The organism is Pseudomonas sp. PB106 (genome assembly GCF_009764645.1).
Taxonomy (GTDB): Bacteria; Pseudomonadota; Gammaproteobacteria; order Pseudomonadales; family Pseudomonadaceae; genus Aquipseudomonas.
The window spans coordinates 1-16,040 of the sequence record NZ_RWIM01000040.1; the positions used below are offsets into that span (position 1 = coordinate 1).

The following is a 16,040-nucleotide window of genomic DNA, read 5'->3' on the forward strand; positions in this document are numbered from 1 at the left end:
GCTGCGATCTTTTGATTCTGTTTTTAAAAGACAAGATCAAAAGATCGCAGCCTGCGGCAGCTCCTACAGGAGGTTTGCAGGGTTATTTGAACCGCCGCTCCACGCCTTTCTCCACCAGAATCTTCGCCGAAATCTCCTCCACGGAAAAATGCGTGGAGTTGATGTTGGGAATGTTCTCGCGGCGGAACAGATTCTCCACTTCGCGCACTTCGAATTCGCACTGGGCGTAGCTCGAATAACGGCTGTTGGGCTTGCGTTCGTTGCGGATCGCGGTGAGGCGGTCCGGGTCGATGGTCAGGCCGAACAGCTTGTGCTGATGGGCGCGCAGGGCGGCTGGCAGGGTCAGGCGCTCCATGTCGTCTTCGGTCAGCGGATAGTTGGCCGCGCGGATGCCGAACTGCATCGCCATGTACAGACACGTCGGTGTTTTGCCGCATCGCGACACGCCCACTAGTATCAGGTCGGCTTTGTCGTAATAGTGCGTGCGCGCACCGTCGTCGTTGTCGAGGGCGAAGTTCACCGCCTCGATGCGCTCCATATAATTGGAGTTATGCCCGATCGAGTGGGACTTGCCGACGGTGTAGGAAGAGTGCTCGGTCAGTTCCTGCTCCAGCGGGGCAAGGAAGGTCGAGAAAATGTCGATCATGAAACCATTGGAGGTTGCGAGAATCTCACGGATGTCCTGATTGACGATGGTATCGAAGATGATCGGGCGGAAGCCGTCGGTTTCGGCGGCTTTGTTGATTTGTTGTACCATGGCCCGCGCTTTTTCAACGCTGTCGATGTACGGTCGCGTGAATTTGCTGAAGGTAATGTTTTCGAACTGCGCCAGTAGGCTTTGACCCAGGGTTTCGGCGGTGATGCCGGTGCCATCGGAGATAAAGAAAGCAGATCGTTTCATTTGCACCTTGGGCCTTAAGCTAATGAGCATTTCTGGATATGATAGGCGCGATTTGTCGGCCGCGATTGGCCCGCATTCTCACTTATTTTCCAGGTCCAGGCCATACAACCGGCCAACGCTCCCCCGAGCAGCCGGTTTCTGAGCTTTTCCAACACAGTTAGTGGAGAGATCACCTTGGTAGAGTACGTAGTTTCCCTCGATAAGCTCGGCAAACACGATGTTGAGCATGTGGGGGGCAAGAACGCATCCCTGGGCGAGATGATCAGCAACCTGGCAGGCGCCGGTGTGTCGGTCCCTGGCGGCTTTGCCACCACCGCCCAGGCCTATCGCGACTTCCTCGAACTGAGCGGCCTCAACGACCAGATCCACCAGGCCCTCGACGCGCTCGACGTCGACGACGTCAATGCCCTGGCCAAGACCGGCGCACAGATCCGTCAATGGATCATGGAAGCCGAATTCCCCGAAAAACTGAATGCCGAAATCCGCACCGCGTTCGCCGCGCTGTCGGCCGGCAACCCTGACGTGGCCGTGGCCGTGCGTTCTTCCGCCACCGCCGAAGACTTGCCGGACGCTTCGTTCGCCGGTCAGCAGGAAACCTTCCTGAACATCCGTGGTGTGGAAAACGTTATCCGCGCCGCCAAAGAGGTGTTCGCTTCGCTGTTCAACGACCGTGCGATTTCCTACCGCGTGCACCAGGGCTTCGACCACAAACTGGTCGCCCTGTCGGCTGGCGTGCAGCGCATGGTGCGTTCGGAAACCGGCACCGCCGGCGTGATGTTCACCCTCGATACCGAATCCGGTTTCCGTGACGTGGTGTTCATCACCGGCGCTTACGGTCTGGGCGAAACCGTCGTCCAAGGCGCGGTCAACCCGGACGAGTTCTATGTGCACAAGGGCACGCTGGAGGCCGGTCGTCCGGCGATCCTGCGTCGCAACCTGGGCAGCAAAGCCATCAAGATGATCTACGGCGACGAAGCCAAGGCCGGTCGTTCGGTCAAGACTGTCGATGTCGACAAGGCTGATCGCGCGCGTTTCTGCCTGAGCGACGCTGAGGTCAGCGAACTGGCCAAGCAAGCGATGATCATCGAGAAACACTACGGCTGCCCGATGGACATCGAGTGGGCCAAGGACGGTGACGACGGCAAGCTGTACATCGTGCAGGCCCGTCCGGAAACCGTGAAAAGCCGCACTCAGGCTAACGTCATGGAACGTTACCTGCTGAAAGAAACCGGCACCGTGCTGGTTGAAGGTCGTGCGATCGGCCAGCGCATTGGCGCCGGTAAAGTGCGCATCATCAAAGACGTCTCCGAGATGGACAAAGTCCAGCCGGGCGACGTGCTCGTTTCCGACATGACCGACCCGGACTGGGAACCGGTCATGAAGCGCGCCAGCGCCATCGTCACCAACCGTGGCGGGCGTACCTGCCACGCGGCGATCATCGCTCGTGAACTCGGCATTCCGGCGGTCGTCGGTTGCGGCAACGCCACCCAACTGCTGAAGGATGGCCAGGGTGTGACCGTTTCGTGCGCCGAAGGCGACACCGGTTACATCTTCGAAGGCGAACTGGGCTTCGACATCAAGAAGAACTCCGTCGACGCCATGCCGGAGCTGCCGTTCAAGATCATGATGAACGTCGGCAACCCGGACCGCGCCTTCGACTTCGCGCAGCTGCCGAACGCCGGTGTGGGCCTGGCCCGTCTGGAATTCATCATCAACCGCATGATCGGCGTTCACCCGAAAGCGCTGTTGAACTACGACGGTCTGCCGCAGGAAATCAAGGAAAGCGTCGACAAGCGCATCGCCGGTTACGACGATCCGGTCGGTTTCTACGTCGAGAAACTGGTTGAAGGCATCAGCACCCTCGCTGCCGCGTTCGCGCCGAAGAAAGTCATCGTGCGTCTGTCGGACTTCAAGTCCAACGAATACGCCAACCTGATCGGCGGCAAGCTGTACGAGCCGGAAGAAGAGAACCCGATGCTGGGCTTCCGTGGCGCTTCGCGTTACATCAGCGAGTCGTTCCGTGACTGCTTCGAACTCGAGTGCCGCGCGCTGAAACGTGTGCGCAACGAGATGGGCCTGACCAACGTCGAAATCATGGTGCCGTTCGTCCGCACCTTGGGCGAAGCCAGCCAGGTGGTCGATCTGCTCGCCGAAAACGGCTTGAAGCGCGGCGAAAACGGTCTGCGCGTGATCATGATGTGCGAACTGCCTTCCAACGCGATCCTTGCTGAAGAATTCCTTGAGTTCTTCGACGGTTTCTCGATCGGTTCCAACGACCTGACGCAGCTGACACTGGGTCTGGACCGCGATTCGGGCATCATCGCGCACCTGTTCGACGAGCGTAATCCGGCGGTCAAGAAGCTTCTGGCCAACGCGATTGCCGCGTGCAACAAGGCCGGCAAGTACATCGGTATCTGCGGTCAGGGCCCGTCCGACCACCCGGATCTGGCCAAGTGGCTGATGGAGCAGGGCATCGAAAGCGTGTCGCTGAACCCGGACACCGTGCTGGAAACCTGGTTCTTCCTGGCGGAAGGCCAAGCGCCGGCCTGATCAGTATGTGAACGGCCCGCGTCTCCCTGTAGGAGTGAGCCTGCTCGCGATAGCGTCATGACAGTCAGCATTGATTCGAATGACACACCGCCATCGCGAGCAGGCTCACTCCTACACGATTCGGCTTCTTATGATTCAAACAGGGCGGGGTCTCCGGATGCCGCCCTTTTTTGTGCAAGAGCATTATGCAAAGCAGCAGCAACCTATTTCCTGTCGCCCTGATCAGCGCCGAGCGGCGCGGTGATCTGAGCGAAGACGTTTATCGTTTGAAACCCGGCAACAGCCCTGACTGGTCCGTGGAAATCGCCGTGACCCGTTTAGGCATGGCCGATGACTCGGCGCCGCGCGGCGTGCCGGTGATCTTGCTGCACGGCAGTTTCTCCAATCGGCGTTTCTGGTTTTCACCGAAAGGCCTGGGGTTGGGCGCGTATCTGACGCGTCTGGGTTTCGACGTGTGGATTCCGGAGATGCGCGGCCACGGCTTGTCGCAGCGCAACGAGGACTACCGACGCAACCGAGTCGCCGACTACGCCCGTTACGACTTGCCGGCGATTGCCGCGTTCGTGCGCGAGCAGAGCGGGCAAATTCCGCACTGGATCGGCCATTCGTTGGGCGGCATCACCTTGGCCGCAGCGCTCGGTGGCGAATACCTCGGCGAGCCTGCCGTGGCCTCGGCGGCGTTCTTCGGCACGCAAGTCAGCCGTACCTATTGGCCACTGAAAATTCCACCGGTGGAGTGGAGCAGTCGCTTCATCCTCAAGCGTTTCGCGCAATTGTCCGGGTCACGCCTCAAGCGCGGCCCGGAAGATGAGCCAATCGGTCTGGCCATCGAAAGCATGCGCTGGTACGGCTTGTTTGGCCGCTTTGGCGACAAGGACAAGGATTGGTGGGCTGGCCTTGCCGACGTCAAGGTGCCGGTGCTGGCGGTGACAGCGGCGGGGGATCATCAGGATCCGGCCTGGGCCTGTCGCAAGCTGTTCGAGCAGGTTGGCGCCGAGCACAAACAATTCATCAACCTGGGCCGCGAGCAGGGCTTCAACGATAATTTTGGCCATGTCGAGATGTTGGTGAGCAAAGCAGCGCAGGCTGAAGTGTGGCCATTGGTGGCCCGTTGGCTGGGCGATCAGCAGACTCCGTTGCTCGGCGAGAAGCCGGATCTGGCGGCGGCAGGCTGAGACTGAAAAGGGCATTTCGTTCAGATAGGCTTGCGGCTAAGATATGACGCATTGTTCGGTTCTGGTCATTTTTGGTGGCTGTTTAGCGATTACGTTTCAGGGTTTGTTCAGGTTCGTTCAGCGACCATGGGATGGGCTAAGGTAAACAGCGACCCCCGGAAATCGTCTCAAAAGAATGCGTCATCCTTGATCGTCTTCCTTGTTACAGGAGTTTTTCGATGAACCATTACCTTACGCCTGACCTGTGCGACGCCTATCCGGAGCTGGTGCAGGTGCTGGAGCCGATGTTCAGCAATTTCGGTGGCCGTGATTCGTTCGGCGGCGAAATCGTGACCATCAAATGCTTCGAAGACAACTCGCTGGTCAAGGAACAAGCCGAGCTCAAGGGCAACGGTAAAGTGTTGGTAGTCGATGGCGGTGGTTCGCTGCGCCGGGCATTGCTCGGTGACATGATTGCCGAGAAAGCCGCAAAAAACGGTTGGGAAGGGCTGGTGATCTACGGTTGCATCCGTGACGTCGACGTTATTGCGCAGACCGATCTGGGCGTGCAGGCGCTGGCCAGCCACCCGATGAAAACCGACAAGCGCGGCATCGGCGACCTCAACGTCCCGGTGACTTTCGCCGGTGTGACGTTCCACCCGGGCCAATACATTTATGCGGACAACAACGGCGTGATCATCTCGCCGAGCCCGCTGAAAATGCCTGAATAAGCTTTTCGACAAAGGGATGCGGATGTTCGAGGAAGAAAACGCGCAATGGGGGCTGGTGCATGCCCTGGTGCTGGACGGAAAAGGTGGCGCGCGTTCGATAGCCCGGACTGAGCTCGACGATCTGCAGCTGCAGGCCCATGAAAGCCTGTGGCTGCATTGGGATCGCAGCCATCCGCAGACCCAGACCTGGCTGCGCAAATCCAGCGGCCTCAACGAATTCACCTGCGATCTGCTGCTGGAAGAGAACACCCGACCGCGTTTGTTGCCGCTGCCGGACTCCGAATTGCTGCTGTTTCTGCGCGGGGTCAATCTCAATCCAGGTGCCGAGCCGGAAGACATGGTTTCGGTGCGGATTTTCGCTTCCGCGCAGCGCGTCATCTCTTTGCGTTTGCGTCCTCTGCGTGCAACTGATGAGTTGCTGGCGCAATTGGCAGATGGCAAAGGCCCGAAAACCGCTTCTGAACTCATTCTTTATCTGGCGCAGTTCCTCACCAACAAGGTGCAGGATCTGGTCACTTGCCTCTCGGAAATCGCCGATGAGGAAGAAGAAAAGATGGATGCCGACGAACGGTATACCCCCGAGCATGGCGCCATTTTGCACATCCGCCGCCGGGCGGCCGGGCTGAAGCGTTTCCTGGCACCGCAGCGGGATATTTTCGGTCAGCTGACGCGGATCAAAATGCCGTGGTTCGTCGATGATGATGCCGATTACTGGAACGAATTGAACAACAGTCTGACCCGCTACCTCGAAGAACTCGAATTGACCCGAGAGCGCGTGGGGCTTGTGCTGGAGGCGGAAGATCGGCGCTTGAACGAGCGCATGAACCGCACGATGTATCGCTTCGGGATCATCACCTGCATCTTTTTACCGATGAGTTTCATCACCGGTCTGCTGGGTATAAATGTGGGTGGTATTCCCTTCTCCAGCAGCCCTTATGGTTTCCTTATTGCCTGTATGACGGTACTCGCCCTGGCCTTCGGTCAGTGGTGGTTATTTCGTCGTTTGCGCTGGGTGTGAAGATGGCGCATGTGACCCGACCAAATCTGCCCGCGTCTTTCACAGACATCACGAGAGGTGCGTATGCACGATCCGTTTGAACAGTCTTTGCGCGACATGCTCAACGCTTCGCCGTCCAGCCGCGACGACGATGCCTGCTTGGGCCGCGTACTCAAAACCGCCAACCGCCAGGTCGGCGCCGGTGATCTGTTCAGCCTGCTGGGCCGTTGGCTGCCCGCGCTGATGATCGCCCTGAATAACGGATCGGCCCACGTCTCGCCGGTTTCCCGTCTTCGTAAACCTACCGCTCGCACTGCTGATAAGGCTGATTGAATATGGAACTCGACCTCTGGACTCAGAGCCTCGTCACTGCAATGACTGCGTTGTGGACCAAAGTAGCCAACTTCATTCCGAACCTGTTCGGCGCACTGGTCGTGCTGCTGTTGGGTTTCGTCGTGGCCAAGCTGCTCGATACCTTGCTGTCCAAACTGCTCGCCAAACTGGGCCTGGATCGCTTGATGGGCGGCACGGGTTTGACCAAGTTGATGTCGCGCGCCGGGCTGCAAGTGCCGATCTCGACCCTGATCGGCAAAATCGTCTATTGGTTCGTTCTGCTGATATTTTTGGTTTCTGCAGCAGAATCCCTTGGACTTGAGAGAGTTTCAGCTACGCTGGATATGTTGGCGTTGTATTTGCCGAAGGTATTCGGCGCCGCGCTGGTGTTGCTGGTGGGTGTTTTGCTCGCGCAACTGGCCAACGGGCTGGTGCGCGGGGCGGCAGAAGGTGTAGGCCTGGACTACGCTTCGGGACTGGGGCGAATTGCCCAAGGGCTGGTGATCATCATCAGCATTTCGGTGGCGATCAGTCAGCTCGAGGTCAAGACCGATCTGCTGAACCATGTGATTGTCATTGTATTGATTACCGTTGGTCTGGCCGTTGCGCTGGCCATGGGCTTGGGAAGCCGGGAAATTGCCGGTCAGATTCTTGCGGGAATCTATGTGCGTGAGTTGTATCAGGTTGGGCAACAAGTGCGTGTTGGCGAGGTCGAAGGCCAGATCGAAGAGATCGGCACGGTTAAAACCACATTGCTGACCGATGAGGGTGAGCTAGTCTCTCTCTCCAATCGGATCCTGCTGGAACAGCATGTGAGTAGCCGCTAACCCGGCAAACCCTGCTAATGTATGCCGCCGCAAAATGCCAGCTGATGCTGGTTGCGGTGGACATTGACCTGACTGTCGGCACGACTTGTTTTGAATAAAGCCCAAACGCTATCCACGCGCTACGACCCCCGCGAGCTCTCTGATGAGGAGTTGGTCGCGCGCTCGCATACCGAGCTTTTTCACGTAACGCGCGCTTATGAAGAACTGATGCGGCGTTACCAGCGAACATTATTTAACGTTTGTGCGAGATATCTTGGGAACGATCGCGACGCAGACGATGTCTGTCAGGAAGTCATGTTAAAGGTGCTGTACGGCCTGAAGAACTTCGAGGGGAAATCGAAGTTCAAGACATGGCTATACAGCATCACGTACAACGAATGTATTACGCAGTATCGGAAGGAACGGCGAAAGCGTCGCTTGATGGACGCATTGAGTCTTGACCCCCTCGAGGAAGCGTCCGAAGAAAAGGCGCCCAAACCCGAGGAAAAAGGCGGACTTGATCGCTGGCTGGTGTATGTGAATCCGATCGACCGCGAAATTCTGGTGCTACGATTTGTCGCAGAGCTGGAGTTTCAGGAGATCGCAGACATCATGCACATGGGTTTGAGTGCGACAAAAATGCGTTACAAACGTGCTCTAGATAAATTGCGTGAGAAATTTGCAGGCATTGCTGAAACTTAGTTCAGCGCAAATATCTCTTACGTGTAGGCAAGTTCTGATAGACTTGCCGCCGAGTTGTCCCCCGGTTTGCGGGACTGCTTCACAATCACCAGATGGGGATTTAACGGATGAAACTGAAAAACACCTTGGGCTTGGCCATTGGTTCTCTGATTGCCGCCACTTCGTTCGGCGCTCTGGCACAAGGCCAAGGCGCAGTTGAAATCGAAGGCTTCGCTAAGAAAGAACAATTCGACAGCGCTCGTAACTTCAAGAACAACGGCAACCTGTTCGGCGGTTCGATCGGTTACTTCCTGACCGACGACGTTGAACTGCGTCTGGGCTACGACGAAGTTCACAACGTACGTGCCGACGATGGCAAGAACGTAAAAGGCGCTAACACCGCTCTGGACGCTCTGTACCACTTCAACAACCCAGGCGACATGCTGCGTCCATACGTCTCGGCCGGTTTCTCCGACCAGAGCATCGACCAGAACGGTTCGAACGGTCGTAACCGTTCTACCTTCGCTAACCTGGGCGCTGGTGCCAAGCTGTACTTCACCGACAACTTCTACGCTCGTGCTGGCGTTGAAGCTCAATACAACATCGACCAGGGCGACACCGAGTGGGCTCCTAGCGTCGGTATCGGTGTGAACTTCGGTGGCGGCTCCAAGCCTGCTGCTGCTCCAGTTCCAGCACCAGCTGAAGTCTGCTCCGACAGCGACAACGACGGCGTTTGCGACAACGTTGACAAGTGCCCTGACACCCCAGCCAACGTAACTGTTGACGCTGACGGCTGCCCAGCAGTTGCTGAAGTTGTTCGTGTTGAGCTGGACGTTAAGTTCGACTTCGACAAGTCGGTTGTGAAGCCAAACAGCTACGGCGACATCAAGAACCTGGCTGACTTCATGAAGCAGTACCCATCCACCACCACTACTGTTGAAGGTCACACTGACTCCGTCGGTCCTGACGCTTACAACCAGAAACTGTCCGAGCGTCGTGCAAACGCCGTTAAGCAAGTTCTGACCAACCAGTACGGTGTTGAATCGTCCCGCGTTCAGTCTGTTGGCTACGGCGAATCCCGCCCAGTTGCTGACAACAAAACTGACGCTGGCCGTGCTGTTAACCGTCGCGTAGAAGCGCAGGTTGAAGCTCAAGCTAAGTAATTAGCTGCCGCTCTGAGAAAAGCCCGGCTTAGGCCGGGCTTTTCTTTGTCTGCGATTTGGCTTTGGAGCGTTAAAGGATCGTAGCCTTCGGCAGCTCCCACAGGACCTATGCAGATCCAAAATAGGAGCTGCCGCAGGCTGCGATCTTTTGCTCTTCAGCAACAGCTGCCACCGCGCCAATCACCAGAATCGCCGGGCTTTTCAATTCGAACGCATACGCATCGTCACTCATCGCCGTCAGATCGCTACGGCATTCGCGCTGCTGCGGCAGTGACGCGTTCTCGATCATTGCCACCGGCGTATCTGCCGCCATTCCGCCCGCCAACAACTGATCGCGAATCTCGCCCAGCTTCGCCACGCCCATGTAAATCACCAGCGTCGTCCCGCCTTGCGCCAGCGCCTGCCAATTCAATTGGCTGTCGTCCTGGGTGTGCGCAGTCACTAGGGTCACGCCCCGCGCCACACCGCGCAGCGTCAGCGGAATATCGCACTGCGTCGCCCCGGCCAGCCCGGCGGTGATGCCATTCACCAGTTCCACCTCCACGCCACGTTCACGCAGCCACTGCGCCTCCTCACCGCCACGACCGAAAATGCACGGATCGCCGCCCTTGAGCCGCACCACGCACTTGCCCTGGCGGGCGTAACGCAGCATCAGTCGATGGATAAACGCCTGCGGAGTTGAACGGCAGCCGCCGCGTTTACCCACGGCAATGATGCGCGCACCGGGGCAGTGTTCCAGCACTGCGTTGTTGACCAGGTCATCGATCAATACCACATCGGCTTCACGCAAGGCGCGCACCGCTTTGAGGGTCAGCAGCTCCGGATCGCCGGGGCCTGCGCCCACCAGCCAGACTTTTGCATTCATGGGGTTTTCCTCATCAGATGACGGCGACCGGCTGCACATCGGCAGCCAGCAAGCGCTTTATTTCCGGGACGCATGAGCCGCATTGCGTGCCGCAGCCCAACGTGTTTTTCAAACCTTGCAAATCCAGGCCTTGGCGAATGCCGGCGCAGACCGCGTTGAGACTGACGTTCTTGCAATTGCACAGGGTTTTATCCGCCGCAATCTGCGCCCCGGCGCTACCCGGCGGAGCACTCATCGGTGCCAGCAACCAGCGCCTCAGTTGGTCGTCGGCGCGACCTTCCAGCCACAGCCCTTGCAGCCAATGCTGGGCGAGGGTCTCACCGGCCAGTCGAATCGCGGTGATCCGGCCGTTTTCAATGCGCACGCGCTTACCGATGGCGCGACGGGGATCGTCGTAGGCCAATACCGGTCCGTCGATAAGGGACAGGCATTGGTCGATCTGAGCCAGCAACTGCGGATTCGGCGCCTCGCTGCTGGCAGCGCGTATCAGCAATGCCGGTCGCTCACGTCCGACAAGGCTGAGACTCACGTAGGAAAACGCCTCGCAGAGCGGTCGCAGGGCCTCAAAATGCTGTTGAACATTGCCTTCGATGAGTGCGAACAATTGCCATGGCAGATTTACCGCTTCCAGGCGCACGCCGCTGTGTTTGAGTTCCGGCTGTTTCGACAAGGGGTCGAAGGCTGGCTGGGTCAGGCTGTTCACGCCGCCCTTGAGAAAACGATCGCCCCAGTGCATCGGCAGAAACGCTTGGCCGGGTCGCACACTGTCATCGCTAGCGACGGCAACGATCACCGCGCCGCGACGACTTTTCAGATTGACCAGATCACCCGGCTGCAAGCGGTGCCGGCGCAATTCATCCGGGTGCAGGCTCAATACCGCTTCGCTGACATGGCCGAACAATTGCGCGGCGGTGCCGGTGCGGCTCATACCGTGCCATTGATCTCGCAGACGGCCGGTGATCAACGTCAATGGAAAGCGTGCGTCACGTTGTTCCTTGGCGGCGCGATACGGGTCGGCAATGAATTGCGCGCGACCGCTGACCGTAGGAAAAACGCCGTCTTCATAAAGTCGCGTGGTTCCTTGCCGGGCACCGACAGGGAAGGGCCATTGCTGCGGCCCGATCTCGTCGATCAGCGCGTGACTGATCCCGGACAGATCCAGATCGCGGCCGCGAGTCAGCCCTTTGAATTCATCGAACAACTGCGCAGGTTGGCTGAACCTAAACAGGCTCGACTCCCCAGGGCGCAGACGTTTCTCCAGACGTTGTGCGAAATCCACGGTGATCGCCCAGTCCGGGCGCGCTTCACCCGGTGGGAGAATGGCTTTGCGCACGTGGGAAATACGCCGTTCGGAATTGGTCACCGAGCCTTCCTTCTCGCCCCAACTGGCAGCGGGCAGCAGCAGATCAGCGAACGCTGCGGTTTCGGTGGTGCGGAAGGCCTCTTGCAGAACCACGAACGGGCAGGCTTCCAGCGCTGCGCGCACCGAATGTTGATCCGGCATCGATTGCGCAGGGTTGGTGCAGGCAATCCACAACGCCTTGATCTTGCCGCTGCGCACTTGCTCGAACAGTTCGATGGCGCTGAGGCCGGTACTCTCCGGTAGCCGATCGACACCCCAGTAAGCCGCGACTTCGGCGCGGTGTTCCGGGTTCGCCACCTCGCGATGACCGGGTAGCAGGTTTGACAGACTGCCCGTCTCCCGTCCGCCCATGGCATTTGGCTGACCCGTCAAAGAGAAAGGTCCTGCGCCCTGACGGCCGATTTGTCCGGTGGCCAGGTGCAGATTGATCAGCGCGCTGTTCTTCGCGCTGCCGGCCGTGGACTGGTTCAAACCCATGCACCACAGCGACAGGAAACTCGGCGAAGTGCCCACCCATTCGGCGCACTGCTGCAATTGCTCGACGCTGATGCCGCACAGCTGCGAAACCATCTGCGGGGTGTAATCACGCACCAGATTTTTCAGCTCGGCCAAACCCTCGGTGTGTGCCTTGATGAAGTCGCGATCAACCCAGTCTTCCCACAACAGCAGATGCAAAATCCCATGGAATAAAGCGACGTCGGTGCCGGGCAGAATCGCCAGATGCAGATCGGCGAGGTCGCAGGTGTCGGTGCGGCGTGGATCAATGACGATGACTTTCATCTGCGGGCGGCGGGATTTTGCCTCTTCCAGTCGACGGAAAAGTACCGGATGGGCGTAGGCCATGTTACTGCCGACGATCATCACGCAATCGCTGAGCTCCAGATCTTCATAGCTGCACGGCGGCGCATCGGCGCCAAGGCTGCGCTTGTAGCCGACCACCGCCGAGGACATGCACAGGCGGGAATTGCTGTCGATGTTGTTGGTGCCGACCAGCGCCCGCGCCAGTTTGTTGAAGGCGTAGTAATCCTCGGTCAGCAGTTGCCCGGAGATATAGAACGCGACGCTGTCCGCGCCGTGTTCGGCGATGGTTTCAGCGAACACGTTGGCAGCATGTTCCAGCGCGGTATCCCAATCCGTGCGACTGCGCGCCAGGCCTTTGCCCAGACGCAATTGCGGGTACAGCGCGCGGGCGGCGAGGTCGCCGGTCAGGTGCAGGGTCGAGCCTTTGCTGCACAGTTTGCCGAAGTTGGCCGGATGCGCCGGATCGCCGCTGACGCCGAGGATGCGCTCGCCGTCATGCTCGATCAGCACGCCGCAGCCGACCCCGCAGTAACAGCAGGTCGAGGCGGTCGTCTGGCGGTCCATCAGATGGCGTCCCGCAGGGCCAACTGCACACGACCGTTTTCGACCCGCGCCGGATGGTGATGCGCGCAACCTATGTCCGGCGCCTGGGCTTCACCGGATTCGAGGTCGATCTGCCAGTTGTGCAGCGGGCACGCCACGCGTTTGCCGTAGATCAAACCTTGCGACAACGGCCCGCCCTTGTGTGGGCAGCGGTCGTCGAGGGCGAAAACTTCGTCGTCGCTTGTACGAAAAATCGCGATGTCGCCTTTCGGTCCGGCAATGATTCGCGAACCGAGGGCATTGATTTCTTCGAGGGCGCAGATATCCAGCCAGTTCATGCCAGCACCTCCAGATTTTTTACCGGGATCACGTCGAATTCTTTCTTCAGTTGCGGCTGGGCCAGGCGTTCTTTCCACGGATCCTGTTCGAACGACAGGGAGAATTGCAGGCGTTCGTTCAAGGCCTTGCGGCGCTCAGGATCTTCCAGCACGGCTTTCTTGATGTGCTCCATGCCGACCCGTTGCAGGTAATGCACGGTGCGTTCGAGGTAGAAGGCCTCTTCGCGATACAGCTGCAGGAAGGCACCGTTATATTCGCGCACTTCCTCGGCGGTTTTCAGCTTGACGAAGAATTCGGCAACTTCGGTTTTGATCCCGCCATTGCCGCCGATGTACACCTCCCAGCCCGAGTCGACGCCGATGATTCCTACGTCTTTGATCCCCGCTTCCGAGCAGTTGCGTGGACATCCGGAGACAGCCAGTTTCACTTTGTGCGGCGACCACATGTTGAACAGATCGTGTTCCAGTTCGATGCCCAGTTGTGTCGAGTTTTGCGTGCCAAAGCGGCAGAACTCGCTGCCGACGCAGGTTTTCACCGTGCGAATGGATTTGCCGTAGGCATGGCCGGACGGCATGTCGAGGTCTTTCCAGACGCCGGGCAGATCCTGCTTCTTAATGCCGAGCAAATCGATACGCTGGCCGCCGGTGACCTTGACCATCGGCACGTTGTACTTGTCAGCCACGTCGGCAATCCGCCGCAGTTCCGAAGGGTTGGTCACGCCGCCCCACATCCGTGGCACCACCGAATAAGTGCCGTCCTTCTGGATGTTGGCGTGGGCGCGTTCGTTGATCAGGCGCGATTGCGGATCGTCCTTGGCTTCGCCGGGCCAAGTCGAAATCAGGTAATAGTTGAGGGCTGGGCGGCACGTTGCGCAGCCGTTCGGCGTGCGCCAGTTGAGGTAGCTCATGGTGCCGGCGATGGTCAGCAGATGTTGTTCGCGGATAGCCTGGCGAATCTGCCCGTGGTTGAGGTCGCTGCAGCCGCAGATGGCTTTTTCGCTCTTCGGTTTGACGTCCGCCGCACCGCCGACGGTGTTGATCAGAATCTGCTCGACCAGCCCGGCGCAAGAGCCACAGGAGCTGGCAGCCTTGGTGTGTTTCTTCACCTCGTCGACGCTGAACAGGCCGTGTTCCTGAATGGCTTTGACGATGGTGCCTTTGCACACACCGTTGCAACCGCAGACTTCGGCGGTGTCGGCCATGACCATGGCTTTGTCCTGGCCCTGATGTCCTACATCGCCCAAGGCGTTTTCGCCGAACATCAGGTGATCGCGGATCTCGCCGATGGCGTGATTCTCACGAATCTGGCGGAAATACCAACCGCCATCTGCCGTATCGCCGTACAGACAGGCGCCGACCAGCACGTCATCCTTGATCACCAGTTTTTTGTACACGCCGCCAATCGGGTCGGAGAGGGTGATGGTCTCGGTGCCTTCGCCGCCCATGAAGTCGCCGGCGGAAAACAGATCGATGCCGGTGACTTTCAATTTGGTCGAAGTCACCGAGCCTTGATAGCGGGCGAAGCCCAGTTGCGCGAGGTGGTTGGCGCAGACCTTGGCCTGTTCGAACAATGGTGCGACCAGCCCGTAAGCGATGCCCCGATGGCTGGCGCATTCGCCGATGGCGTAGATGCGCGGGTCGTAGGTTTGCAGGGTGTCGTTGACCAGGATCCCGCGATTGCACGGGATGCCGGCCTTCTCCGCGAGCTCGGTATTGGGACGAATGCCGGCAGCCATCACCACCAGATCGGCAGGGATGATGTCGCCGTTCTTGAATTGCACCGAACCGACCCGGCCATTGCCGGCGTCGTGCAGGGCCTGGGTCTGTTCGCACAGACGGAAGTGCAGGCCGCGGGATTCGAGGGCGCTTTGCAGCAGTTGGCCGCTGGTCTTGTCCAGTTGCCGCTCCAGCAGCCATTCGCCGATGTGCACCACGGTGACGTGCATGCCGCGCAGCATCAGGCCGTTGGCCGCTTCGAGACCGAGCAGGCCGCCGCCGATGACCACCGCGTGCTTGTGGGTTTTCGCGGTGGCGATCATCGCCTGAGTGTCGGCGATATCGCGGTAGCCGATCACGCCGTGCAGGGTATTGCCGGGGATCGGCAGGATGAATGGCGTCGAACCGGTGGCGATCAACAGACGATCGTATTCGGCCTCGGTGCCATCCTCGGCGATCACCCGGCGTTTGACCCGGTCGATCTCGACCACTTTGCGGTTGAGCAACAACTTGATGTTGTTTTCCAGATACCAGTCGAGATCATTGAGCACGATCTCTTCGAAGGTCTGCTCACCGGCCAGCACCGGCGAGAGCAGGATGCGGTTGTAGTTGGTGTGCGGTTCGGCGCCGAAGACAGTGATGTCGTACAGCTCGTTGCTCAGCTTGAGCAGTTCTTCGAGGGTGCGAACCCCGGCCATGCCGTTGCCGATCATCACCAGTTTGAGTTTTTTCATCAGGTTCTCCGGGGAGCTGCGGCTGGCCTCTTGTGGGCAGTCAGGCCTTGCTCGAGAAATTTTGCGCAAACAAAAAAAGGCGTCCCGCTAGTTGCCTAGCGAGGACGCCTTTGTCCTGGTCCCGTTCTCTCGGGAAGCGCAGCCTTCGTCGTTGAAGGTTGGGCTTTATATGTGTGTTGAAGGGGGTAATGCAGTGGTTGTGCCAACTAGCAATGGCGCCGTAATTGCTGGGCTGATGGCTCGATTGGAGATGTCTCGCTGCACTCTCTGGAGGCGTGTTGCGCTTTTTTGGAGCGCGGGATCAAAAGATCGCAGCCTTCGGCAGCTCCTACAGGTGTACGCAATCAACTGTAGGAGCTGCCGA

The 16,040-nt window shown here is 58.9% G+C and carries 13 protein-coding genes; 8 read left to right on the forward strand and 5 right to left on the reverse strand.

Annotation, left to right across the window (positions count from 1 at the left end; genetic code table 11):
- Nucleotides 1-82: 82 nt before the first annotated feature.
- The gene (locus tag EJA71_RS06015; RefSeq protein ID WP_008076822.1) at nucleotides 83-901 is read right to left on the reverse strand and encodes a pyruvate, water dikinase regulatory protein; all 819 of its coding nucleotides are present in this window, start codon (nucleotides 899-901) and stop codon (nucleotides 83-85) included.
- A gap of 174 nt (nucleotides 902-1,075) precedes the next feature.
- On the opposite strand from EJA71_RS06015, the gene ppsA reads away from it, so the two are divergent.
- The 8 genes from ppsA to EJA71_RS06055 all read left to right on the forward strand — a co-directional run bounded on the left by ppsA (nucleotide 1,076) and on the right by EJA71_RS06055 (nucleotide 9,316).
- The gene (gene ppsA, locus EJA71_RS06020) at nucleotides 1,076-3,451 is read left to right on the forward strand and encodes a phosphoenolpyruvate synthase (protein ID WP_127926486.1); all 2,376 of its coding nucleotides are present in this window, start codon (nucleotides 1,076-1,078) and stop codon (nucleotides 3,449-3,451) included.
- 185 nt (nucleotides 3,452-3,636) lie between these two features.
- A complete protein-coding gene (locus tag EJA71_RS06025; RefSeq protein ID WP_158955169.1) occupies nucleotides 3,637-4,626 on the forward strand; it encodes an alpha/beta fold hydrolase in 990 nt (329 codons plus the stop codon).
- A 218-nt stretch (nucleotides 4,627-4,844) separates the two neighbouring features.
- Nucleotides 4,845-5,336 carry a ribonuclease E activity regulator RraA gene (gene rraA, locus EJA71_RS06030; RefSeq protein WP_158955171.1) on the forward strand — a complete coding sequence of 164 codons (492 nt, stop codon included), beginning with the start codon at nucleotides 4,845-4,847 and terminating at the stop codon, nucleotides 5,334-5,336.
- A 22-nt stretch (nucleotides 5,337-5,358) separates the two neighbouring features.
- Nucleotides 5,359-6,354 (forward strand): zinc transporter ZntB, encoded by a 996-nt coding sequence (locus tag EJA71_RS06035; RefSeq protein WP_158955173.1) that lies wholly within the window; start codon nucleotides 5,359-5,361, stop codon nucleotides 6,352-6,354.
- 63 nt (nucleotides 6,355-6,417) lie between these two features.
- Nucleotides 6,418-6,666 carry a hypothetical protein gene (locus EJA71_RS06040; RefSeq protein WP_008076827.1) on the forward strand — a complete coding sequence of 83 codons (249 nt, stop codon included), beginning with the start codon at nucleotides 6,418-6,420 and terminating at the stop codon, nucleotides 6,664-6,666.
- Between the two features lie 2 nt (nucleotides 6,667-6,668).
- The gene (locus EJA71_RS06045) at nucleotides 6,669-7,493 is read left to right on the forward strand and encodes a mechanosensitive ion channel domain-containing protein (RefSeq protein WP_007916401.1); all 825 of its coding nucleotides are present in this window, start codon (nucleotides 6,669-6,671) and stop codon (nucleotides 7,491-7,493) included.
- Nucleotides 7,494-7,583: 90 nt separating this feature from the next.
- Entirely contained in the window at nucleotides 7,584-8,174 is a 591-nt protein-coding gene (gene sigX, locus EJA71_RS06050; RefSeq protein WP_011333251.1) for an RNA polymerase sigma factor SigX, read from the forward strand.
- 107 nt (nucleotides 8,175-8,281) lie between these two features.
- Nucleotides 8,282-9,316 (forward strand): OmpA family protein, encoded by a 1,035-nt coding sequence (locus EJA71_RS06055; protein ID WP_158955175.1) that lies wholly within the window; start codon nucleotides 8,282-8,284, stop codon nucleotides 9,314-9,316.
- A 106-nt stretch (nucleotides 9,317-9,422) separates the two neighbouring features.
- Here EJA71_RS06055 and cobA read toward each other — a convergent pair whose 3' ends face one another.
- The 4 genes from cobA to nirB are packed head-to-tail and all read right to left on the reverse strand — an operon-like array spanning nucleotide 9,423 to nucleotide 15,676.
- Nucleotides 9,423-10,181 carry a uroporphyrinogen-III C-methyltransferase gene (cobA, locus tag EJA71_RS06060; protein ID WP_158955176.1) on the reverse strand — a complete coding sequence of 253 codons (759 nt, stop codon included), beginning with the start codon at nucleotides 10,179-10,181 and terminating at the stop codon, nucleotides 9,423-9,425.
- A 13-nt stretch (nucleotides 10,182-10,194) separates the two neighbouring features.
- Nucleotides 10,195-12,909, reverse strand: coding sequence for a nitrate reductase (locus EJA71_RS06065; RefSeq protein ID WP_158955178.1), 2,715 nt, complete (start codon nucleotides 12,907-12,909; stop codon nucleotides 10,195-10,197).
- Nucleotides 12,909-13,226, reverse strand: coding sequence for a nitrite reductase small subunit NirD (gene nirD, locus EJA71_RS06070; protein WP_053118721.1), 318 nt, complete (start codon nucleotides 13,224-13,226; stop codon nucleotides 12,909-12,911). The genes EJA71_RS06065 and nirD overlap by 1 nt, the downstream gene beginning before the upstream one ends.
- Complete coding sequence (gene nirB / locus EJA71_RS06075) at nucleotides 13,223-15,676, reverse strand: nitrite reductase large subunit NirB (protein WP_158955180.1); 2,454 nt, start codon at nucleotides 15,674-15,676, stop codon at nucleotides 13,223-13,225. Before nirB ends, nirD begins: the two co-directional genes overlap by 4 nt.
- Nucleotides 15,677-16,040 lie beyond the last annotated feature (364 nt).